The sequence below is a fragment of the Barnesiella propionica genome (genome assembly GCF_025567045.1).
GTDB lineage: Bacteria > Bacteroidota > Bacteroidia > Bacteroidales > Barnesiellaceae > Barnesiella_B > Barnesiella_B propionica.
This window is the reverse complement of the sequence record NZ_JAOQJK010000002.1, coordinates 93,948-117,720: the sequence shown is the minus strand read 5'-3', so window position 1 is coordinate 117,720 and position 23,773 is coordinate 93,948. Positions and strand designations below refer to the sequence as shown.

The 23,773-nt window shown below is 41.4% G+C and carries 12 protein-coding genes and 5 pseudogenes; 8 read left to right on the top strand and 9 right to left on the bottom strand.

Features of this window, described 5'->3' with window-relative positions; all coding sequences use genetic code 11:
- Nucleotides 1-3: 3 nt before the first annotated feature.
- On the bottom strand, nt 4-1,023 hold the full coding sequence (gene tsaD / locus OCV73_RS02935; RefSeq protein WP_147548880.1) for a tRNA (adenosine(37)-N6)-threonylcarbamoyltransferase complex transferase subunit TsaD: 1,020 nt from the start codon (nt 1,021-1,023) through the stop codon (nt 4-6).
- 126 nt (nt 1,024-1,149) lie between these two features.
- Here tsaD and OCV73_RS02930 point away from each other — a divergent pair, with 126 nt between their 5' ends.
- On the top strand, nt 1,150-5,733 hold the full coding sequence (locus tag OCV73_RS02930; protein ID WP_147548878.1) for a translocation/assembly module TamB domain-containing protein: 4,584 nt from the start codon (nt 1,150-1,152) through the stop codon (nt 5,731-5,733).
- A 99-nt stretch (nt 5,734-5,832) separates the two neighbouring features.
- On the opposite strand, the gene OCV73_RS02925 is transcribed toward OCV73_RS02930, so the two are convergent.
- Nucleotides 5,833-7,764: an NAD(+) synthase gene (locus tag OCV73_RS02925; RefSeq protein WP_147548876.1), complete on the bottom strand. Its 1,932-nt coding sequence runs from the start codon at nt 7,762-7,764 to the stop codon at nt 5,833-5,835.
- A 117-nt stretch (nt 7,765-7,881) separates the two neighbouring features.
- Here OCV73_RS02925 and OCV73_RS02920 point away from each other — a divergent pair, with 117 nt between their 5' ends.
- Complete coding sequence (locus OCV73_RS02920; protein WP_147548874.1) at nt 7,882-8,154, top strand: hypothetical protein; 273 nt, start codon at nt 7,882-7,884, stop codon at nt 8,152-8,154.
- 40 nt (nt 8,155-8,194) lie between these two features.
- On the opposite strand, the gene OCV73_RS02915 is transcribed toward OCV73_RS02920, so the two are convergent.
- The 4 genes from OCV73_RS02915 to pepT form a co-directional block, all read right to left on the bottom strand.
- Nucleotides 8,195-9,985, bottom strand: coding sequence for a helix-turn-helix domain-containing protein (locus OCV73_RS02915; RefSeq protein WP_167551195.1), 1,791 nt, complete (start codon nt 9,983-9,985; stop codon nt 8,195-8,197).
- 12 nt (nt 9,986-9,997) lie between these two features.
- Entirely contained in the window at nt 9,998-10,924 is a 927-nt protein-coding gene (locus tag OCV73_RS02910; protein ID WP_147548870.1) for a helix-turn-helix transcriptional regulator, read from the bottom strand.
- A 138-nt stretch (nt 10,925-11,062) separates the two neighbouring features.
- Nucleotides 11,063-11,962 (bottom strand): tRNA (adenosine(37)-N6)-dimethylallyltransferase MiaA, encoded by a 900-nt coding sequence (miaA, locus tag OCV73_RS02905; RefSeq protein ID WP_147548868.1) that lies wholly within the window; start codon nt 11,960-11,962, stop codon nt 11,063-11,065.
- Between the two features lie 70 nt (nt 11,963-12,032).
- Nucleotides 12,033-13,253: a peptidase T gene (pepT, locus tag OCV73_RS02900; RefSeq protein WP_147548866.1), complete on the bottom strand. Its 1,221-nt coding sequence runs from the start codon at nt 13,251-13,253 to the stop codon at nt 12,033-12,035.
- A gap of 110 nt (nt 13,254-13,363) precedes the next feature.
- Between pepT and OCV73_RS02895 the strand changes: the two genes are divergently transcribed.
- The 6 genes and pseudogenes from OCV73_RS02895 to OCV73_RS02870 form a co-directional block, all read left to right on the top strand.
- Nucleotides 13,364-14,245, top strand: coding sequence for a DNA/RNA non-specific endonuclease (locus OCV73_RS02895; protein ID WP_147548864.1), 882 nt, complete (start codon nt 13,364-13,366; stop codon nt 14,243-14,245).
- Between the two features lie 13 nt (nt 14,246-14,258).
- Nucleotides 14,259-15,665: a tRNA uridine-5-carboxymethylaminomethyl(34) synthesis GTPase MnmE gene (gene mnmE, locus OCV73_RS02890; protein ID WP_167551208.1), complete on the top strand. Its 1,407-nt coding sequence runs from the start codon at nt 14,259-14,261 to the stop codon at nt 15,663-15,665.
- A gap of 241 nt (nt 15,666-15,906) precedes the next feature.
- A pseudogene (locus OCV73_RS02885) lies at nt 15,907-16,503 on the top strand (helix-turn-helix domain-containing protein); the annotation flags it as partial.
- A 9-nt stretch (nt 16,504-16,512) separates the two neighbouring features.
- Nucleotides 16,513-16,783: pseudogene (locus OCV73_RS02880) on the top strand (tyrosine-type recombinase/integrase); the annotation flags it as partial.
- A 136-nt stretch (nt 16,784-16,919) separates the two neighbouring features.
- A pseudogene (locus OCV73_RS02875) lies at nt 16,920-17,764 on the top strand (hypothetical protein).
- 99 nt (nt 17,765-17,863) lie between these two features.
- A pseudogene (locus tag OCV73_RS02870) lies at nt 17,864-18,007 on the top strand (helix-turn-helix domain-containing protein); the annotation flags it as partial.
- A 57-nt stretch (nt 18,008-18,064) separates the two neighbouring features.
- Here OCV73_RS02870 and OCV73_RS02865 read toward each other — a convergent pair.
- From OCV73_RS02865 to OCV73_RS02855, 3 genes and pseudogenes are all read right to left on the bottom strand, one after another.
- A pseudogene (locus tag OCV73_RS02865) lies at nt 18,065-18,484 on the bottom strand (5'-nucleotidase); the annotation flags it as partial.
- Between the two features lie 72 nt (nt 18,485-18,556).
- The gene (locus tag OCV73_RS02860; RefSeq protein WP_147548858.1) at nt 18,557-21,601 is read right to left on the bottom strand and encodes a type III restriction-modification system endonuclease; all 3,045 of its coding nucleotides are present in this window, start codon (nt 21,599-21,601) and stop codon (nt 18,557-18,559) included.
- Between the two features lie 106 nt (nt 21,602-21,707).
- Nucleotides 21,708-23,762 carry a site-specific DNA-methyltransferase gene (locus tag OCV73_RS02855; RefSeq protein WP_262512854.1) on the bottom strand — a complete coding sequence of 685 codons (2,055 nt, stop codon included), beginning with the start codon at nt 23,760-23,762 and terminating at the stop codon, nt 21,708-21,710.
- Nucleotides 23,763-23,773 lie beyond the last annotated feature (11 nt).

Genomic DNA, 23,773 nt, shown 5'->3' with positions numbered 1-23,773 from the left:
ATATCATAATTCTACCCGGGCAAAAGGAACCTCGGAAACAGGACAAAATTGTTTATCAAGGAATTTATAATACCCGGTTATAGCGACCATCGCCGCATTATCGGTTGTAAAAGCGAATTTAGGCAAATGAATCTTCCATCCGTACCGTTTTGAATAATCTTCAAAAGCACCCCTAACTCCGGAATTAGCAGAAACCCCGCCGGCCACCGCTACTTCTTTTATTCCCAGATCACGAGCAGCCCTATATAATTTATCCATCAGAATAGATACTACTGTTGCTTGTAATGAAGCACACAAATCGGCCTTGTTTTTTTCGATGAAATCGGGATTTTCCTTCAAATTATCCCTCAGTAAATACAGAAAAGAAGTTTTAAGCCCGCTGAAACTATAATTATATCCGGCAATATGAGGCTTACTCAAAACAAATGCTTTAGGATTGCCTTCCTTTGCCAAACGATCAACAATAGGTCCCCCCGGATAAGGCATACCCATTACTTTGGCACATTTATCGAACGCTTCTCCGGCGGCATCGTCTATAGTTTGCCCTATCACCTCCATATCGTTATAAGCCTTAACCAGAATAATCTGAGAATTACCACCGGATACTAACAGGCAAAGAAATGGAAAGGACGGTTGATCATTATCATCCTCACTCTCTTTAATAAAATGAGCCAGGACATGCGCCTGCAAATGGTTTACATCGACCATGGGAATATTCAACGAAGTGGCAAGCCCTTTAGCGAAAGAGGTCCCTACGAGTAGTGAACCCAATAAGCCGGGGCCCCGCGTGAAAGCGATAGCATTCAATTCTTCTTTGGCGATCCCAGCCCGTTTAATGGCTTCGGATACCACCGGAATTATATTTTGTTGATGAGCCCTGGATGCAAGTTCGGGAACCACACCGCCAAACGCTTCATGTACAGCCTGACTTGCAATGACATTGGACATGATAACTCCGTCACGGATCACCGCAGCGGACGTATCGTCACAAGAAGATTCTATCCCTAAAATAATTGTACTCATATAACTAATGTCGTTAATTACTCATTTCATTGAACAGTGATGAAACCGGGGACGAAATTAAACAATAAAAACCAATTAAATGGAGATTTATTCAATGAAAAGTAATATTTTTGTCTGCTTATAGTTATGAGAAGATTATTTTCAATATTTAAACATCTGATAAAAATCCCCCTGATCATCCTTGTAATACTCTACGTGGGGATATATACACTTTTACTTATTCCGTCTATACAGGAAAAAGTAAAAAAGGCCGGTGTCACAGAATTGACAGCACTCCTGCATACTCCGGTACAAATCGACAGAATAAATATATCACCTTTCAATAAACTCGAGCTATTCGGGGTTTTGATTCCTGATCAGCAAGGTGATACATTATTATATGCAAAAAAACTGGCAGCCGGAATCGAGATATCGGATCTATTTTATCAACATCTGGTATTTAACAATATACAGTTATTCGGAGTAGACGCACGCATTTCCAAAGCACACCCCGACTCAGTTCCGAATTTCCAGTTCATTATCGACGCTTTTAAGAAGGATAAACCGAAGCAAAAAAACAACATAGACCTACGTATTAATTCGGCCCTTATTCGAAGAGGAAGGATACAATACGACGTATTGTCCGAGTCCGGGAAAGCTCCTGGACTATTTGACAAGAATCACATAGAAGTGCATAATCTCCTGTCGACCATTTCACTTAAAGCATTTACACGAGATTCTATCAACATGTTCGTTAAACGGTTGAGTTTTGAAGAAAAATCGGGATTCGCATTAAAACGAATGAGTTTCCGTTTTATCACGAACACACAAGAAGCGACGTTAAACAATCTACTCATCCACCTGAACAAAAGTCAAATTTCCTCAACTGCCGCTACAATAAACATGTCCCACGTGGACTCTTTGCAACAATTCTGCGATAGCGCACAAATACATTTCAAACTGGATAATTCAAAATTAGTACTACAGGACGCATCGCCTTTTGTCCCGGCATTATCTTATTTCACTTCTCCTGTTTCTTTTTCCGTCGACCTGTCCGGAAGCATCAACCAAATGAAAATAAAACAAATAAAATTACAAACGAGTCAGGGAAACGTATCTGTAACCGGAGATATGAACCTGAACTATATTACCGACAAAAAAAGAACAAGACTGGAATGCAAACCTATAGAGCTGAACGCTACGGCAGAAGGTACCAGGTTATTAATAGAAAACCTGAACCAAAAAGACGCTTCCTTTATTCCTGTACTCAGCCGCTTGGGAAATATCCATTTCAATGGAGATTTATCGGGATATTTAAGTGATTTATCGGCCTGCGGCATATTATCCTCAGACTGTGGGAGCGTACATTCCGATCTCACTCTCCGCAACGACACGGCGCGAAATACACATATATGCACAGGCATTGTAGAAACCAAAGAATTTGACCTTTATAACTTATTCGGACAAAAAAATCCTTATGGTAAAGTAAGCTTGTCTATTCAACTGGATGCAAAAAAGACAGGGAAAAAAGCACCCGAAGGTTCTATAAACGGAATTATAAATCGTGTGGATTATAACGATTATCCGTATGAAAATATCGAGATCAACGGCATTTTCGGGGACAACAGATATGAAGGCTTCATAAATATAGAAGATCCTAACGGTAAATTACGGATAGAAGGATTAGCCGACATAAACAAAATAAAACCGGAATTCGACCTGACTATCCGGGGAAGCAAAATTAATCTGCATAAACTACATCTTACCAAGCAATATCCCGGTTACGAACTATCGTTCGCCACCGATGCCAATTTCACAGGTAATAATCTGGATAATTCGAATGGAACCATTAAACTGGACAGCGTAAAGTTCTCTAATGGCAAAGAAGATTTTAAAATAGCCCAATTTACCATAGAAGCACATAACCAGACTTATCCTCAATCCATCGCCATAACTTCGGACTATATAAACGGGTCCATCACCGGAAAATATCGTTTCAGCACATTAAAGCAATCGGCATATAAGTTGCTTTCTTCGGCACTTCCTTCTTTATTACCGGAATTACCGAAACAAAACGAATATGACAATGAAAACGATTTTTCTTACTATTTCACATTCGAGCCCAATATTGAAATGGCCCGGATATTTAATTTACCTGTCACTCTTACGGATCGGGCTATATTACAAGGCAGTCTGAGCGATCCCTCAGACCGAATAAACCTCTCTTTCAGTGCGCCTTATTTATGGCATAAAAAAAAGCAACTGGAAGACATAACTGTTACTTTGAATAAAAGTAACGGGAAAATATCCCTGTTGGCAGAAGTAAGCATGTTCAATAAAAAACTCAATTCACATACAAACTGGAACCTGCGGAGCTCAGCCTTACAAGATAACGTAGATCTTATCATAAACTGGAATAATGATATGGCAAAAACATATTGCGGAGAAATAAACACGTCCACACATATCTTTAGACCGGATAAAGATAAATCCTTACAGGCAGAAGTGAAAATAAATCCGTCTCAAATCATTTTCAATGATACTATATGGCAAATGCATCCGGCAGACATTTCAATACGTGACAAACAGATATCGGTCAATAATTTTGAAATAGCCCATGAATCCCAGCATATTCGTGTCAACGGTGCGGCATCCCCAAACCCCGAAGATATGATAGTACTCCGGCTGAATGATGTCAACCTTGATTATGTTTTTGAAACATTGAATATCAATAATGTAACATTCGGAGGCCGTGCTACTGGCGATTTTACTGCTTCATCCTTGTTCAGCGGTGCTCCTCAACTCAATACCGATCGTCTTTTTGTAAAAAACTTCTCCTATAATTATGCTATATTCGGCGACTTGAATCTCCACAGTATGTGGAACAATGACAATAAAGGTATCCTCATGCAGGGACATATCGATCAGGCAGAAGGATACAAGACGAGGATAGACGGTTATATTTTCCCCACGAAAGATTCCCTATCTCTTTCTTTCGACGCGCAAAAACTCAATATCTCATTCTTACAGCCGTTCATATCGAAAATCATGAAAAATATATCAGGAACTGCTTCTGGACATATAGATTTTTACGGGAATTTCAAGGAGCTTACAGTAGCCGGAGATGCCTACGCCGAAAACCTGAAATTCGGTATAGAATATCTCAACACGGCTTATACTCTTTCCGACAGCGTTCACCTTACCCCCAGCAGCGTATCGTTCAATAATGTTACTGTTCATGATAAATTCGGACATACGGCAAAAGCGGGCGGATTGCTCCGGCATCATTATTTTAAAGACCTTACATTCGACATATCTATTACAGATGCCCGTAATTTCCTGTCATACAATGTAACAGAATTACAAAGTCCTACCTATTACGGTACAATATTCGGAACCGGCTCAGCTTCCATTAAAGGAAATCCGGCCCGCACCGATATAGATGTAAATATGAGTACGGCCGGAGATTCTAAATTCACGTTTGTACTTTCCAATACCGAAGCAGCCGGGGATTATACATTCATTACTTTTACCGACAAGAGGAGACAACAACATATTCAGAGTTCGCTGGAAGATAGCACGGTGACAACGAACAACGCCCGCATGCTACAGGAAAGGCAAACCGAAAACGTGCTATATCTCAACCTTCAGGTGGATGCCGGCAACAATACGGCAGTCAATCTTGTCATGGATCCCTCTTCTGGCGATATGATAAAAGCAACCGGAAACGGAGCTATGCGTCTGGAATACAACTCTTCTTCCGAAGATATAAACATATACGGTACCTATACGCTCGAAAAAGGGAACTACAATTTCAGTCTGCAGGATATCATCATGAGGGATTTTTCCATCCGCCAGGGAAGCAGCATTGCATTCCACGGTAATCCTATGGCGGCCATGCTGGATATTAGCGCCATATATTCTCTGACTGCAAACTTACTGGACCTGGACGAAACATTCGTAAACGACAAAGATCTAACCCGTACCACAGTTCCGGTATATACTGTACTGAACGTTAGAGGGGATATCCAGCATCCCGACCTGAGTTTCGATATAGAATTCCCTACACTGACACAAGATATAGACCGAAAGGTGAAAAGCATCATCAATACGGATGACATGATGAACAGGCAAATAATTTATTTATTGGCACTGAACAGATTCTATACGCCCGATTATATGAATACAGGACAAAACCGGAATAATGAACTTGCATCGGTGGCATCTTCTACTTTATCCTCCCAATTGACGAATATCTTAGGGCAATTAAGCGACAACTGGAGTATCGCTCCGAACTTCAGAAGCGAAAAAGGAGACTTCTCGGACATGGAGGTAGAATTGGCATTATCCAGCCAGCTATTAAATAACCGTCTTATTTTTAACGGGAATTTCGGCTACCGGGACAATACAATGAACAACAATACATTTATTGGCGATTTCGATCTGGAATATTTACTTACCAAGAGCGGTAATTTACGTTTAAAAGCTTATAACCACTACAATGACCGGAATTATTATATAAAATCGGCCCTAACCACTCAGGGGGTCGGTATTTTATTCAAGAGAGATTTCAACCGTGTATTCGGAGACCTTATTCCCTGGGGAAAAAAGAAAAATAAGCTCATACCTGACCTGAAACTGGTTACGGATTCTGTTCAGGTAAATCGGTTAGACTCCATACCGAGTACAAGAAGAAAAGATATAAAAATTAAAAATACGGAAAGTAAATAGCCACACTTTACATCCGCTTCTTTGATATTCCGGTATACAAAAACGGAAACCGGTTTAAACCGGTTTCCGCCACATATATTATACTTTTATTTATTTTTATTATTCAGGCAAGGACTCACATTCTTTAATCCACATAGCAGAAGATGCATCGCTCGGCATCCGCCAGTCCCCACGGGGAGATAAACTCACCGAACCCACTTTAGGACCATCAGGGAGACATGAACGTTTAAACTGCTGGTTAAAGAAACGACGATAGAAAACGACCATCCATTTCTTTATAGTCGCAAGGGGATATCTTCCTTCAAAAGCCGCATTTGCCAGATAATATATTTTAGCCGGACGAAACCCGTACCTTACCATATAATATAAGAAAAAATCATGCAATTCATAAGGCCCTACGATATCTTCGGTTTTCTGGCATATATTCCCTTTCTCGTCTGCCGGAATAAGTTCGGGACTGATAGGCGTATTAACTACATCCAATAATATTTCGCGCGATTCTTTTTCCAGACCATTATCTGCAATCCACTCGACAAGATACCTGACCAGCGTTTTGGGAATACCCGAATTAACACCATACATAGACATATGATCCCCATTATAGGTTGCCCACCCCAATGCCAATTCAGAAAGATCGCCCGTACCTATGACAAGTCCCCCTGTTTGATTGGCTACATCCATTAATATCTGTGTCCTCTCTCTTGCCTGTGAGTTCTCGTAAGTGATATCATGAACCTGTACATCGTGTCCTATATCTTCGAAATGTTGCTCACAAGATTCCCGGATAGATATTTCCCTTACTTCTACTCCCAAAGAATGCATTAGTCCGAGTGCATTATAATAAGTCCGGTCCGTAGTCCCAAATCCCGGCATAGTTATTCCTATAATCCTCTCACGAGGTAAAGCAAGCTTATCAAATGCTTTTACACAAACCAATAAAGCAAGAGTTGAATCAAGTCCACCGGAAATACCTATTACAGCCGTTTGCGCACGAGTATGAAGCAAACGCTTTGCCAACCCGGATATTTGTATTTGCAAAATTTCCTCACAACGATCATTAAGTTCCCCGGATAAAGAAGGAACAAAAGGCAAAGGATGTATCTCCCGGGTAAGCTTTATATCTTCTCTGGCAGGATAAAGGAAAGGGATCTTCCTATATTCCGCAAAATATATATTTCTTCCTTCGCTAAAGCTCCCGGTCACACGCCGTTCCGTCAATAAACGTTCGAGATCGATCTCTGTAACAGCCATACGTGGTTCAAAAGAGAACCGCCCGCTATCGGCCAGAATCGTTCCATTCTCGGCAATAACAGCATTACCGGCAAACACCTGGTCGGTAGTCGACTCCCCAAATCCGGCGGAAGCATAAATATACGCAGACATACAACGAGCGGACTGCTGACGGATAAGCGACAATAAATAATTATGTTTTCCTATCACTTCATTGCTGGCTGAGAGATTTACAATGATATCGGCCCCATGTAAAGCATGCACTGAACTGGGAGGTATAGGAACCCAAAGATCCTCACACAATTCAACTCCTACGACGGCATTACCGCTATGAAAAAGAAGATGAGAACCAAAGGGAACCGATTCACCGCATAGAACGATATTATCCTCACATACATCTGAAGCAGAAGTAAACCAGCGTTTTTCATAAAACTCTTTATAATTGGGTAAGAAGGTCTTAGGGACAACGCCAAGAACGTGTCCGGATTGGAACACGACGGCACAATTATACATCTTATCGCCCATTGCAACCGGCATGCCTGCCACACATAGAATATCACTAAAAGATGTCTCATCCAGAATCCTCTTCATTTCCTGTTCCGCATCTTCCAGCAAAAGCCTTTGACCGAAAAGATCTCCGCACGTATACGAAGTCAGCGACAATTCGGGGAAAGCAATCAGCTGTACCCCATCATATGCAGCTTCTTTTATCTGTTTTATAATATGCCCGGCATTTTCGCGACAATCAGCTACAGTAACGTGGGGAACGGCAGCCGCTACTTTAAAAAATCCATGGTTCATCATTGCTTGCTTTTACATGTAATTATACCACAAATGTAAAAAAATTAGTCCTATTCTCTATATTTCGGCAGATATATATTATTTTTGAAAAACAAACAATCGATAAATTCTCGAATAATGAAAAAAGACAATATTTTATCCGGTATCATAGCTGCATTACTTATGTGGGCAGTACTTTATATATTTAATGCAACGGCGGGCGGAGAGGGAGCCTGGGGACAATTATCCAGCCTGAACCCGGCTGAGACGGTAAATAGCATGACCTTCATGATGTCATTCGGATTCGGTATGCCGGAATGGGCTTCCTGGTTTGTTTCTCTACTTTTTCTGGCTATTCTTTACTGGGCTTTCTACAGGTTCGTACTTGCTGTCATCAGAAGTTATTTTTAAATTTCAAACCATTCAGATACCTAAAAACCGTAAACGCAAACTATTCTCTATTCTTTATAGTAGAACGATATTGAGAAGGGCTGAATCCGAATTTCTCCCGGAATAAACGATAAAAGGTCCGGGTCGTTTTAAACCCGCATTCGGTTGATATGGCTTCTATCGTATACTTATGAGGATCGGCTAACAACACACATGCATAATCAAGTCTTAGGGATATAAGATAATTATTAAAAGTAAGTCCGGTACATCGGTTCAATGCTTCACTGATATATGTACGATTCGTGCCCAGATGTTGCGCCGCAACATCCCGTGTAAGACCGGGATTCCGAAATGATTGTTTCATATATTTTTCCAGCGACTGATAAATTGCTAAAAGATCGGCAGATTTATTTTTGCCGTATAATTCCGGCTTTTGTAGCAAATGACCGGTTCCACGTACGAAAGAATCTGCCTGTTTCTTCAACAATAAAGTTTTTTCTTTAATCCGGTTATGAACCTGGTAATCTTTTCTGAATTCATTTATTTTCGATTCCAGAACTTTGTTCTTTCTTATTAATAACCGACTATTAGTTTTTTGCTGTACCCATATACCGAGCATCAAAAACACAAAAAGTAACAGCATACTGAACGAAATACGCTGACGGACTATTTTCACTCTCTGAGCATAAATATCATGGTCATTTTCTATAGACTTATATATAGAAAGGACTTCCATCATACGGCCATAATTTTCTCTGGCTAATAGACTGTCGGTTAAATTATTATAAATGACTTGCATCTTGTAAGCCGTCTCATAATCTTCAAATCCAGAGTATATTTTGCATAACTCCCTTTTAATAAAAATATTATTAATGTTTATAGAATCAATATCCATAATGGACGATTCGAATCTATGTGCCAAGGTCAGTGATTCATCCCAACGATTGCCCGATATAAGATAATATAACATTAACCAGCTTATTTCTGCACTTAGCCTTCCGGAACGTCTTTGCTCTATTTCTATAGCCAGACGATAATGTTTTTCAGCCAATTTGAATTTTCCGTTTTTTTTCAACGCTATAGCCCGGATAAGATAAGCTTCCAGCAGACGGGCATCAAAATGTTCCTGAGTGTCAAGTTCTGTTCCATAACATTCCGAAGGTTTAAGCGCACTTATAAGTTTCAAAAGTTTCCGGCTTATCTCGTCTACTTTATCGAACTGTTTGTCACACATATAAAAATATGCCTGTAACTTAAGACCGGACACCATATAAGAATTACGTTCGGAATCAGACATATTTTCAAACAATGGCAACGCTTTATTAATCAATGATTCGGCTTCACGCATATTTCCCGTTAAACGATGTAACATATATTGCTGCATATAAGCATTGGCACACATCCCTAAATCATTCACCGCTTGCGCTTTTTTCATATTCAAAAGAGAATACTTCATGGATTTACCGACCAGGTTCAGCATATAATATTCATTTGCCAATAATCCCGTTACCTTCATATACCAATCCGGATTACTCTGGACAGAATCATTATGAAAAAGCTTTTCAAGCTTCTGTATGGATTCCCGGGTTCTTTGTCGTCTGGAATCGACATAGGCATTTGCATATTCCAGTTCCAGCCAATGGATATTTTTATAATTATCTTTTTTCGAAAGAAGCTTCACGCTATCCAACAACCGGTATGCATCGTCCGATTCTGCAGACAGATCATACACCAGATCAAGAAGCTGTCTTAAATTCTCTCCTGCAAAAGAACCGGAAACAGTGCAGGAAAGCAGGAACAATAGCAGGATAAACCGTTTTAGGCACTTTATCTCATTTTCTAATCGTTCCATAACCATAATCATTTATTTACAATCCGTATTCTTCCGTTTTGACAAGATATACCGGTATTCCGAAGGTGTCATCCCGTATTTTTCCCTAAAAAGCCGGTAAAAAGTCCTGACCGAATTAAAGCCTGATTCGTCCGCCACCATGTTCACCGGAAAAGATGGCTCTCTTCCTAATAATTGCCAGGCATAATCCAGACGAAGATTATTGATATAATCATTAAAAGTCATACCGGTTTCACTCTTTACCGCGTCACCTATATAATTACGATTCGTACCTAAAGTCGTAGCCAGCATCTCCCTGGATATATCACGTTCCAGAAAACGGTCGTTTTTCTCCAGATATTCATTTATCTTAATGAAGAGTAACTCATTCGCTGCCTGCTGCGCACGCCCTCCCTGTTCCTGTAATTTGAGTAACTCTGCCCGCGAACGAAATAATCTGTCACGTTCTTCTCTTTGCATATTGACATGTTCTATCAGATTCAGATTCACTTGCTGAATCGTACGGTAGTTATACCATTGCTTCACTATCATAAATATAAACGCACATAAAGGAAACAATAACAGATAGGTCAATACATTCCAATATTTCAACTCCTGCTTTTGCCGGATAATTTCCTGCTGCTTTTCCCAATTTCTAAAAGCTTTATCTATAGCAATAGAAGACAAATGAATATCCCGTGAAGCCAGAGAATCGGATAAGGCTGCGATAAGACAGGACTTCTCATATGCACCGGCATAATCGCCCTTACACGCAAGCATACCAGCTTCTATCTCCCAGGCTTTCTTACGTTGCATAATTAAAGAATCGGGTTGTAGAATTTTTTTTGCAAGACTATGTTGCGGCAAAACAGGAATAATACGAGTCTCTTTTGCACCCGCAGATATAATGGTAAACAAAAAAAACACAACAATCGAACTCAACACTACAAATACCCTCACACTTCTTATTTTTTGGATAGATTTCAAATACAGAAAACACCTGTTTTCCGTTTTTCGAAGACATTTCTCCCCTACTTTCTTAATTGACAAATATATAACAATTTATCAATTAATCAGATACAGAAATGTACCTTTTTTTTACAAACGGCTATTCAGATACCTGAGAATAGCTTTTTCATTATCGGGAGAGAACCACATTACATCGGCATCACGTTTAAACCAGGTCACCTGTTTCCGGGAATATACCCGAGTATTTCGTTTTATTTTTTCAATTGCCTGCTCCAATGTCATTATTCCGTCAAAATAAGCAAACAACTCTTTATATCCTACTGTATTAAGAGAATTATAGTTACGGAACGAATATACTTTACGTGCTTCTTCCAGTAATCCGTCCTGCATCATGGCGTCCACCCGGGCATTAATACGCGCATACAATTCTTCACGTTCCCGGTTAAGGCCTATTTTTATAATATGGAACGAACGAGGCTTTGCCTTATTGGTACGGAACTCTGAATAAGGTTTACCCGTCATCCTGCAAATCTCTATTGCATGAATGACCCGCTTAGGATTTTTAAGATCGACCTGTGTATAATACATGGGATCCAGACGTTTTAATTCTTCACACAAAACCGAAAGTCCTTCCCGTTCATACCATTCCACTACTTCCTTACGCACTTCCTCGCTGACGGTAGGTATCTCGTCTATACCCTTACATACGGCATCGATGTACATCATAGAGCCTCCTGTCATGAGAACGACATCATGAACCACAAATAATTCATCCAGCAAACGAACTGCCTCCTCTTCATAACATGCCGCACTATAATATTCCTCCAACCCTAACCGTGCTACAAAATAATGCGGTACTCTGGCCAGTTGTTCCACAGTAGGAGCAGCCGTCCCTATAGGCAAATCCCGGTATAACTGACGACTATCTGCCGACAGAATAGGACAATTATAATATTCCGCCAAACGCAAGCTTAATTCGGTCTTCCCTACCCCGGTAGGTCCGGACAATACGATCAGAGTTTTATTCATACCACATTGTCGTAAAAGAAAAAGTCCTCCGTACAATCTTAATTATACGGAGGGCTTTCTAAAATTTTTATTATTTCGCAGCTGCCAAGCGAGCTATCTGTACCACGACCTCCATAGCTTTTTCCATCGACTGTACCGGAACAAACTCATAACGTCCATGGAAATTGAGACCTCCTGCAAAAATATTGGGACAGGGTAACCCTTTAAAAGAAAGTTGGGCACCATCTGTTCCTCCACGCACTGGCTTCACTTTAGGCACGATACCGACTTCTTTCATGGCATCTGAGGCCAGATCTACGATATGCATCACAGGTTCCACCATTTCACGCATATTATAATACTGATCTTTAATATCAATGCTCGCACATCCGGGAAATTCTTTATTAATTTTACGTGCCAGATGTTCAAGCTCTTTTTTACGGCGTTCGAAACGATCTCTATCGTGATCCCTGATAATATAGGTCAACACCGTTTTTTCTACCGTACCCTCCGAAGAAATAAGATGATAAAAACCTTCGTAACCTTCGGTATGCTCGGGAGTTTCCCAACGAGGTAACATGATAGCGTATTGATTGGCTATGCGGAGAGAATTTATCATTTTATGTTTGGCATATCCGGGATGTACGTTTCGTCCCTTAAAAGTTACGCGAGCAACAGCGGCATTAAAATTCTCATATTCGAGTTCTCCTATTTCACCACCGTCCAGAGTATAAGCCCAATCGGCACCAAAATGATTCACATCGAATTTATGCGCACCTTTTCCTATTTCTTCATCGGGATTAAAAGCGACACGGATTTTACCATGTTTTATCTCAGGATGAGCCAGCAAATATTCCATAGCCGTTATAATTTCGGCAACACCAGCCTTATCATCAGCACCCAGCAATGTTTTACCGTTCGTAACGATAAGGTCCTGTCCTATATAGTTCAACAGTTCGGGAAATTCCGAAGGACGCAAATATATATCATCTTCCGCACAAAGTGCAATATCCTTTCCGTCATAATTCTTCACGATACGGGGAGAAACATGCCGTCCCGACATGTCAGGACTCGTATCGAGATGAGCAATAAAGCCTATGACCGGCAATTGTTTATCGGTATTCGCCGGTAATGTAGCCATAAGATAACCGTTATCGTCCAGAGTGATTTCAGTAAGACCTATTTTACGAAGTTCCGCTTCAAGTTCCCTGGCGAAGATCATCTGCCCCGGAGTACTGGGTGTCATATTGGTAAGTTCATCGGACTGTGTGTCGAAGCTTACATAGTGAAGAAAGCGTTCTACTAATTTCATATTGTGTGTTTTAAAATTTCATTGATATGTCATGGTACGACGTTTGTTCAAAACGACAAACAAAGATAAGACATTTTTTTTGTACATTTGTACTCCATTATTCAAAATATATGGCGAGGAAAAGAAAAGGGAAAAAAAAGGATAATTTCGCGTCTTCCATATACAAAAAGACCGGAACAATAATATTGCTGATAATCGTAACCGGATGCTGCTGGTATATCTCCCGGAATAGAGAAGTGCTATATCCTGAAAGCAAATCTGAAATCACGTATACCGGAGGACGGATTCTCACGCACATCCCTGATGCCGAAATACCGGCCCGGCTAAAAGACCGCAAAGAACAAATAATCCGCCATAAAGGTTATACCGTATCATATAATAACCAACTACGTCTGCCAAACTGGGTAGCTTACGAATTACTGAGAAATGAAGTAAACGGGAATGAAGAACGAAGCGGCCGTTTCGAAATTGACCCCGGGGTTATAGGTACATGCCCGACATACAGAGATTACAGCCAATCGGGATATGACCGGGGACATATGGCCCCTGCCGGGGATATGAAATGGAACAGGCAAGCAATGAAAGAGTCGTTTTATATGACGAACATATGCCCTCAGAAACCGGGACTAAATCGGGGAAATTGGAAAGAGCTGGAAGAACAAATACGGGAATGGGCCATACTGGACAGCGTCCTGCTCATTGTATGCGGGCCCGTTGTCACAGATAAAAGCAAGAACAAAACAATAGGAAAAAATAAAGTAACAATACCGGAGCGGTTTTTCAAAGTAATCGTAGCACCATATCTGGAAAAACCCAGAGGAATAGGATTTCTTTTCACGAACGACGATAAGAACAGGAGGTTGCAGGACTATGTTGTTACTATTGACAGTATAGAAGACATAACAGGAATAGACTTCTTTCCGGCTCTTCCCGATGAAGCGGAAACTCTTGTAGAGGGATATTCCAATCCCGGCATTTGGAATTTAAGATAAAACAAAGATTATGATGACAAAAGACACTATATGCGCCATATCTACAGCTCCCGGAAAAGGAGGTATTGCCGTTATCCGTATCAGCGGTAACAAAGCGTTTGAGATTACTGACCGAATATTCCATCCATTCCGGACAAATAAAAATATTGCGGAACAAACATCCCACACCCTGCTATACGGAGAATTAAAAGAAGAAAACGGCAAACTACTGGATGAAGTGGTAATCGCAAAATTCGTCGCCCCCCACTCTTTCACAGGAGAAGATACGATAGAAATATCCTGTCACGGTTCTCTCTACATTCAACAACGTATCATAGAACTTCTCATACGTACCGGATGCCGTCTGGCCCGGCCGGGAGAGTTTACCCGCAGGGCATTTTCCAACGGTAAAATAGACCTGTCACAGGCCGAAGCCGTAGCCGACCTTATCGCATCTACATCAGCAGCTACCCATCGCCTGGCTATAAACCAAATGCGGGGAGACTTCAGCAACGAACTTGCGCAGTTACGTACACGTTTGCTCGATTTTGCATCGCTCATAGAACTGGAACTCGACTTCAGCGAAGAAGAAGTGGAATTTGCCGACCGGGATCAACTTAACGGACTCTCCCGGGAAATAGAACAGGTCATACGTCGTCTTTCCGATTCTTTCCATATCGGTAATGCCATCAAGAATGGTATTCCGACGGCTATTATCGGAGAAACCAATGCGGGCAAATCAACCTTACTGAACCGATTGGTTCACGAAGAAAAAGCCCTTGTATCGGACATACACGGTACGACTCGCGATGTCATTGAAGATACATTCAACATACAAGGCATTACTTTCCGTTTTATCGACACTGCCGGCATACGGGATACGCAGGATAAAATAGAGAGCATGGGAATAGAACGGACCTATAAAAAACTGGAGCAAGCCGATATCGTCTTATGGCTTATAGATGCCACAGGAGAAAACAAACATATTACGGATGTTACTACACGTATCCTGCCTCGCTGTGAAGAAAAAAAACTGATCATCCTACTGAACAAACTGGACCGTTTATCTGCTGACGAACAAAAAGAAAAAGAAGAATTTATACATACTCTGCTAAAGGATCGTCCCGACACAGATATATTATTTATATCCGCTTCGGAAAACCAAAATATCGACCGGCTTGAACAACTACTGATAACCGCAGCACATCTGCCGGAATCCGGTAACGATATTATCGTTACCAACGCACGACATTACGAAGCCTTATTACACGCCCTGCAATCTATTACACGAGTACAAGAAGGACTCGCCACAGGAGTGTCGGGCGATTTCCTCGCCCAGGATATCCGCGAATGTCTCTATTACATCGGTACAATAGTAGGAGAAGTTTCTACCGAAGATATATTGAAAAATATCTTCAGCAAGTTTTGCATCGGCAAGTGATGGCTTGGAAACAGCCATAACCAACCATAATTATTTACAATAAAGTCACTGTATATCAGCGACTTTTATGTTTTAACACTTTCCAGTCCGTATTTGGAAGTAACGATTTTTATCCATATTTTTCTATCATATTTCTACCACGACACAAATTCACGGTTAGCCCGAATGTCACAATGACGCATCAGTTTACATGTGTTGACAAAAAGGGAAATTAAAAAACAGAGAAAATGATATAGAAAATATGGAAGTAAAGAGAATTTGTCAATGGTGCGGAAAACCATTCATCGCACAGAAAACAACGACCTGTTATTGTAGCCCTCAATGCTCGAAGCGAGGTTACAAACATCGTATTAAGGAGCGCAAAATGGAACTGCGCCATATTCAAGAAATGCAGGAGTTACGCTCCAGTCTGGAGAAACAAGAATATTTCACTTTCTCGCAGGCTGCCCGATTGATGGGTGTGAGTCGTCAATACATTTATAAATTAGTCAAAGAGGATAAACTTAGAGCATCCCGAATTAGCGGAAGAATGGCTTTGGTAAGGCGTGCAGACATAGAGTTAATGCTCAAAAGCAAACCTTACGAACAATTGGTAGCGAAAAATAACTTCGACATCTCCGAGTATTACACAGCCGAAGAGATTGCGGAAAAATATAAGGTCAACGCTAAATGGGTGTGGACTTACACTCGGCAACATAAAGTGCCGAAGGTGAGAATACGCCAGTTCAACTATTATAGCAAAAAGCATATCGATGCCGCCTTTGCCAAATACGAGGCGGATTCCGACCTTACTGAATGGTACACACCGGAAGAGATTCAGGAGAAGTACGGCGTGACACACTCGTAAGGTTTGGTATTCAAGGGGCTTATGCGTAGTTAGTTGGACGCAAATCCCGATGAAAGAGTGGATTCGTTCTGCCGGAATTACCAAGAACATAACATTTCACTCGTATCGTAGAACATTTGCAACGTTACAAGCAGCTGCCGGGACGGACATCCGCACTATACAGAGCATCATGGCGCACAAGAGTATCACCACCACTCAAAGGTATATCAAAGTCGTGGATGCCAACAAACGTGAAGCCAGCAAGAAGATTACTTTGACAAGGAAAGACTAACAGTAGTTTTACTCCAATTTTAGCGGTTGGAATATGATATTTTGCATAATATATTGCAATTATCACTCTTTTATTCTTAGTATCTGGAATATCGCATATAATTTTGACGTACAATAATTCCAAATACTTACAGAATATGACAAATAAGACCCAAATTCAGACTAAGAAAATAAGTTTTGTTCTTGCGCTGTTTGTAATCACCTATGCGGCGATAGACACTTATCTTTTCACCTGCCACGAGATCAATACCATGAAGGTAACGACTCCGGTCATACTCGGACTTGTGGTAACAATTCTATTATGCGGCCTGTTAAACCGTTTTTTCTATGTATGACTGACAAAAAATCAGATTTTATCCTCTTTGGGTGGGCAATCCTCCCCAGTCACAGAATCAGACAATGCCATTAAAGTCATTTGTACAGATGAAACGCAACCTATCGAGCAGTCAAATGAATCGATTGTACACGACTTTTCCTCACCTCTTCAATTAGAAAAAATTCATCGGATTTGGATTGCCGAAAAAGTTCTCATTTAGACAATTATGACGCAATATTGGAGGAACTAAAAAAGAAAGAAATTAAAAGACAGGCGGACATCATGGATGCTATTCGGGAATATGTAACAATCAAAACAGCACCTTATCTCTCTAAAGAAGCTCTTGCCACCCTCATTGCCAATATCGAGTGCATGGTTTGCGGTCAAACCGATTTATATAAACCGCTTCGTTCCAATATAGATAATCCTTTAAGATCGCCAGGATTACGCCTTCTGGCATGGAATATCGGTGAACGATTGGGGGTATCTTTGGTAAAAAGAACTGAATTCATAAAGGCTTCGTTTCCGCATGAACTTGTAAATGCCACTCCTGAATATCTCAAACTTAATTTACGGGATAATGTCTCAAGCCAGATTCCCATTGATGTGCCCGATAAAGGCGATTATCGTTTCCATTTAGATGCAGATGATGATGACTCACAATAAAAAACGTATACAGACGAAATAATTAATCCGGTCTGTATTGTTCTGCAAGGTTTCATTGAGTTGGTTCGCAGCATGTTAAACGATTAAAATAGTCATAATATGGAAAAAGACCAACTGACATTCAACGACCTGCCTACTGTGGTAGGCGAACTATGCGACAGAATCGCAAGTATGGAAAACCTGCTGACAGAGAAACTTTCCAAGCAGTACGAAACCAAAGAGAACACGCACATCCCCATGAGCACTTTTATAAAACTGCTCGGAAGAATCATCTGCTATCACGCCATCAAAGTCGAAGCCTAGCCGAAGTTGCGTATCATTCTCATCATCAATGACTTTCGTGTCCAACCCTGTACCTGCAGCAAATCCTGCCTGTATGGCTTTCTGAGTGTCATCTGGGTTTGCAGATAAAAACAAGGATGCATTGAAGGCAGGCAGATACTGGAAATTGCTCTTTCCCGAAGAAAAGCAAGCACTTGAAATGTCCAGTTGATAGTGCTCAATGCTACGAAAGGCTCTTAATCCAGACTCAGGACTATTCTTTGAGAATACAACTACTTCTACCGGATTTTCTGCAGGAAATGAGTTGTTTAGACAAAGTATCCTTTTGATAAAAGGATACGCAACTCCCTTGTTAAGAGGAACGTCCAAATTCTTCTCTTGATATTTCCGATAGGCATCAACACCTTTTGCTTGATAAATACTATCGGACTCTTCCATATCAAATAACGCACTCGTAGAGACTGCTATTACAAGCTTCTTTTCTATTGGGTATGGCATATTATTGATATTTTATTTCATTACCGCATTATATAAATCCTGATAGGTCTTCACCACACTATACACCACATCACCTGTACTGATGGCTGCAAAGTGACGACGGGCACACTCTATCTTGGCATCCTCGGCACGGCGAAGTTGTGATACTTCGATGTCGTTGCCTTTGGTTTCTGCCACGAAATAGACGTGTTTCACGGAACCCTCGCGGAAGGCTACAGCCCAGTCGGGATTATATTTGCCCATCGGAGTGTTGATGTAGAATCCACCGGGCAGTTTGCTATATACCACCACATCATTCTCAGCTTCCAGTGACTCGGCAAAGGATTTTTCGATACCTTCGCTATCCACCACTACAAGGTCGTAAAGCGACTTGGTACTTTCGATAGCGTCCCTGCCGAGTGTACCGCGCAGCGTAGCTTCCTCAAAGATGTCAGTACCAAAGGTTCCGGTACGTTTCTCATACTGGATGTGTTGGATGAGCGAAATAGCCTTACAGTCATTAATAATACGTCCTGCCTTGATGATGAACTCTTCCGGATTTAGTTTGAACTGATGGAAAGTCGCAGGATTGATGCCTTTCAGTATCTCTACAATGGTACGGCGGGTTAGACCGGTGGTTTGTACGAGTTCACCCACCAAGTCGTAAATTACTTCTGCTCCAATAGCTTCCGTCACCCGAACGGTTTTCACGGTAGCGGCACTCATGGCTGCTCCGGCTTCCAATTCTTCACGGTCACGGATGCTTTCCATACCGCCACTCTCCACTATGATGCGGATTTCTGTCACGTTCAGGTGTTTGTCAAGTGCATCAATAGCATTCTTGATGAGTTTCGGCGTTTCAAAACTCACGTTATAGTAGGTGCGTGTGTTGATGCGCTTCCACAACTCTTGCCACTCTTTCTTATTGAAGTTGTCCTTCACGAAGTGCGCCTCCGTCTTATTACGTCCATTAGTCGGCTTGATGGCATCCGGATTGAACACCTTATCGAGTTGCTTGACGATGAATGAGTGTATGTGTTCTACTTCACCAAAGTGGAGCGAACCAGCTTTCTTTTCGTCAAAGTACTTTTGCGTAAGTTTGCCTTTCTTGATGTAGCCTTGCGCTATCAACTCTTCGTGGATTTCCACGGCCTGTTCGGTCGTAATCTTTATGCTGTGTCCATCTTGTGTCTGTGTCTGTTGGTCGGTAAATAGTGTTGCCGTTACTACTACCGGACGGTTGGCGCAGGCTTCTGCCATATCGGTTTGCAGCTTCTTGGCAAAGTCATCATAGCTCTCGCTGGCAATGACGGTCAGGATGTTGGTATCGAACACATGGTCGCCCAATACATCGGCATCTTGACGTTCGCCCTTATCGTTGACGCATAGGCGCATACCACGACCCACCTCCTGGCGTTTCTTAATTTCGTTGGAGGTGTCTTTCAACGTACAAATCTGAAATACATTAGGATTGTCCCAACCTTCCTTCAAGGCCGAGTGTGAAAAGATGAAGCGAATGGGGCAACTTTGGCTAAGCAAACGCTCTTTATCCTTCATGATAAGGTCGAAACCACGTTCTTCGTTTTCGCCTTCCTTATTTTTCGACTCCACACTCTTTCCCCTCTTATCGATAGAGAAGTAACCATCGTGAATATTTTCGGGCGTATTCTTCGGATCGGAAAGGAAGCGAGTGTAGGCGGCATCCGTAAAGGTAGACATAAACTCCTGCAAGGCACGTTGGTATTCCTCTTCAAACATTTGAGCGAACTTACCCTTTTCTACCGCATCTTTATCGTAGATACGGTAGCTGTCCACATGGTCGATAAAGAAAAGTGAAAGCACCTTGATGCCGCGAGCAAAAAGTTGACGTTCACGTTCCAAATGGGTCTTGATGGTTTCTCGTATCTGATTACGACGGAGAATATCCTCATTCACGCTGCCCACCACATCGCCGGGATGAAGCGTCAATCCGTTCAAGAAATGTACGGTTTGGGTCAATCCATCAATACGTTCTACTTTGAAGTTGTCGCCATATTCTTGCAGACCGCCACTTTGCTCTTTGAGGTCGAAGCCTTCGCTGACCAAGCGAATAGTCTGACGCGTACCGTTAGTAGTCTTGACATCGAAGCCCAATCGAGCCTGTGGATTGCCTTTACTAATGACAATTTCATCAAGATAGACATAGCCATTGGTAGCTGTAGAACCCACCTGATGCACACTGCGCACCTCTATTTTCTTCACCAATTTCTTGTTGTAAGCGTCAATGGCATCAAGGCGATACACCAAATTGTATATCTCACGGTGTGTGGCACTATAAAGTAAGGTAAAGAGTGGGTTAAACAGTTTGATTCCCTTTCGTGTGGCATTGCCTTTATCCGTGCCCAACACACTCTGTGGCTCATCGATAATCAAGATGGGATGTGTCTTGGCCAAGATGTCAATCGGCTTTCGCGAACCAAAATCGTCACGCCGTGAGAAAATGATACGGGCAGCAGCATCACCAGCCCGCCCCTCTTTGTTCTTATCTTCGTTGAGCGAAGCATTGAATGCTTGCGTGTTGATAATCATCGCATGGATATTGTTATCCGAAGCAAACGCTTCTATCTTGGCGAGCTGCTTGGAGTTGTAAATGAAGTATTGCATACGCTTGCCGTACTCTTCGGCAAAATGTTCCGCCATACTCTCAAAACTCTTGAACACGCCTTCGCGGATGGCAATGCTAGGCACTACGATTACAAATTTCGACCAACCATAGCGGGCGTTCAGCTCGTACATGGTTTTGATGTAGGTATAGGTCTTACCCGTACCTGTTTCCATCTCGATGGTAAAGGTACGTCCGTCGCCTTCCAAGTGCTCCACAGGCTTCAATCCTTCAGCCATCTGTATACCACGCACATTCTCGCAAATGCTTTCATTGTCAAGCACAAGGGGTAGGTTGCCGAAGCCATCGAAGTCGAGCGCACCAAACTTATTCAAGAAGGTACGGCTGCCGTCATGTTTGGGTTGCCCCTGAAATACGTCGCTCACGCATTTGGTAGCTTCTGCTTGAAAGCGTTGATGTTTATATCTGATTTTCATTCTTGTTTCCAATGTTTATAGTAACATTTCTTTATCTAATTGGGTCGTTACCAACGACCCAATTGGCATTACCTATAATGAGATATGTGAAACGTGTCTCACATATTTATATCACCCTGATATTATTAAACGCATCATTATCCGCCCAGTCCAAGGCTTGCTTGAACTGTTCGTAAATGTTGATTTTCTGAGCATCTTCTTTGAAGCAGGCATCTCGGAAAAGTACACGCAAGGGGCTTTTGTCGGCCATGGCAGCTACTACCTTATCGGTAATATCTGGAGAAAAACAAGCCACGAGGTCGCCATCATTGACGATGTAGATGGTGCAGCCATCCACGGTTTCTGTCTGCAAGGGTAAATCCAAACGAACGCCCCATGCCAACATAGAACCATAGAGCAGGTCGAGGTCGGTACGGTCGCGTCTGATGTTGTTGGCAAAGAGGTCGAGCTGGTCTTGCTTATATTCCTTGGGTGAAAGTGATACGTTTTCGTAGTTGCTTTCGTCTAAACGATAGACGCGGAAACCAGTGTCGAGGTTTTGGGTAGTAAGAGAAGAGTCTTCTTTTATCTTCTTGCCGGCACGTCGAATGCGCTCCTTGCCCAATTCACAAATATTATGAGGTCTATTGATACTATCACAGAAATCTATCAGACTCTGTACATCATCTTTATCATCACCACTTGCTCTTTGTAAAGTGTCATCAAGGTTTTCTGGTAATTGAACCATTATGAAACGTCTTGTTCCTCCATCAATAACATTTTGTAAGAATACAGAATGTGCTGTTGTTGCCGACCCCGAAAAGAAATCAAGAACAATACCTTCTTTAGAATTTGATGTTTTAATTATTCTATTGATAAGCTGTAATGGTTTCTTACCATTTGGGTAGATTACATCTCCCTCTTGAGCAACTCCACCATCATTTGATATATCCACCCAATTATCACTAATAAAGACCTCAAGAGTTGATTTCGCCTGCACTAATTCAATTCGAGGATCCTTAGTGTTTTCGTTATAATCAGTTCTGAAGAAACGCTTGTTGTCATCCGTATTAGTATATCCCAATATTTGTTGACCAAAAGTTTGATTTGCAACCTTCTTTGCTAAAGAACGGTTCGATTTAGTCCCAAATATTCTATACGAGTTTGTAAATTTCCATTCATCAGAAAGTTCAATGTTATTAGTTTTTGCATATTCTGCCAAAGAAATCAAATGCATTTTTTTGAGAATATTATTCATTTCTTCATCAGTCATTTCTGAAAAAGACTCGAATTGGTTGTCAGATAATTCAGGAATAATCATATTATATTCTTTATCCCATTTGTCCTTTGGTTTCTTCTCGATAGATAATATTGGTTGTACTCCTCCTTTTTTATATATCAACAGATACTCTTTCTGTGCTGGAAATCTTTTTCCTTTAATCACATGAGTCATTTTTACACCAGAAAGACTATTCATATTTATACATATTGTGTTGATTCGATTACTATAACCAAATATTTCATCACATATTTTGTGGAGATTATTAACTTCATTATCATCAATCGAAATAAAGACAACGCCATCCTCAGTAAGTAAAGAGCGAGCTACCAACAGACGACTATAAATCATGCTACACCAATCCGAATGAAACTTACCATTCGTATCGGTATTCTTACGGAAGCGATAGCCCAATTCGTCCACATTGCCAGCTTGGAAATCCTCCTCGGAAGCAGTGCGAGTAAAGTCATCATGATACACAAAGTCATTACCAGTGTTGTAGGGAGGATCGATATAAATCATCTTCACCTTACCCATATAAGAGCGTTGCAAGAGTTTGAGCACTTCAAGGTTATCGCCTTCGATATAGATATTCTTCGTGTTGTCCCAATCCACGGAATCTTCCAACACCGGGCGTAATGTTTTATCTGTCGGTTTGGCTGCTTCCGTACGGGCAGCATTCTTGCCTACCCATGTAAACTGATACATCTCTCCGTCACCATCTGTGGCATTGTCGCCAAGCAACTGGCGAAGCACTTCAAAGTTTACCTTTCGGGAGATTTCACCCGTCTTGTCATCACGTACTTCGGTAAATACCGAAGGAGCTATTTGATAGAGTGCATCAAGATTGAGTTGCGTTCCGTCCACGGAGTTCAAATCCAAATGTTTTAATATGTCAGTCATATATCTTGTTC

What these genes read in the sequence shown, in the direction of transcription:
- tsaD (WP_147548880.1), bottom strand. Translation starts at nt 1,023, where the DNA reads ATGAGTACAATTATTTTAGGGATAGAATCTTCTTGTGACGATACGTCC.
- OCV73_RS02930 (WP_147548878.1), top strand. Translation starts at nt 1,150, where the DNA reads ATGAGAAGATTATTTTCAATATTTAAACATCTGATAAAAATCCCCCTG.
- OCV73_RS02925 (WP_147548876.1), bottom strand. Translation starts at nt 7,764, where the DNA reads ATGAACCATGGATTTTTTAAAGTAGCGGCTGCCGTTCCCCACGTTACT.
- OCV73_RS02920 (WP_147548874.1), top strand. Translation starts at nt 7,882, where the DNA reads ATGAAAAAAGACAATATTTTATCCGGTATCATAGCTGCATTACTTATG.
- OCV73_RS02915 (WP_167551195.1), bottom strand. Translation starts at nt 9,985, where the DNA reads ATGGAACGATTAGAAAATGAGATAAAGTGCCTAAAACGGTTTATCCTG.
- miaA (WP_147548868.1), bottom strand. Translation starts at nt 11,962, where the DNA reads ATGAATAAAACTCTGATCGTATTGTCCGGACCTACCGGGGTAGGGAAG.
- pepT (WP_147548866.1), bottom strand. Translation starts at nt 13,253, where the DNA reads ATGAAATTAGTAGAACGCTTTCTTCACTATGTAAGCTTCGACACACAG.
- OCV73_RS02895 (WP_147548864.1), top strand. Translation starts at nt 13,364, where the DNA reads ATGGCGAGGAAAAGAAAAGGGAAAAAAAAGGATAATTTCGCGTCTTCC.
- mnmE (WP_167551208.1), top strand. Translation starts at nt 14,259, where the DNA reads ATGACAAAAGACACTATATGCGCCATATCTACAGCTCCCGGAAAAGGA.
- OCV73_RS02860 (WP_147548858.1), bottom strand. Translation starts at nt 21,601, where the DNA reads ATGAAAATCAGATATAAACATCAACGCTTTCAAGCAGAAGCTACCAAA.
- OCV73_RS02855 (WP_262512854.1), bottom strand. Translation starts at nt 23,762, where the DNA reads ATGACTGACATATTAAAACATTTGGATTTGAACTCCGTGGACGGAACG.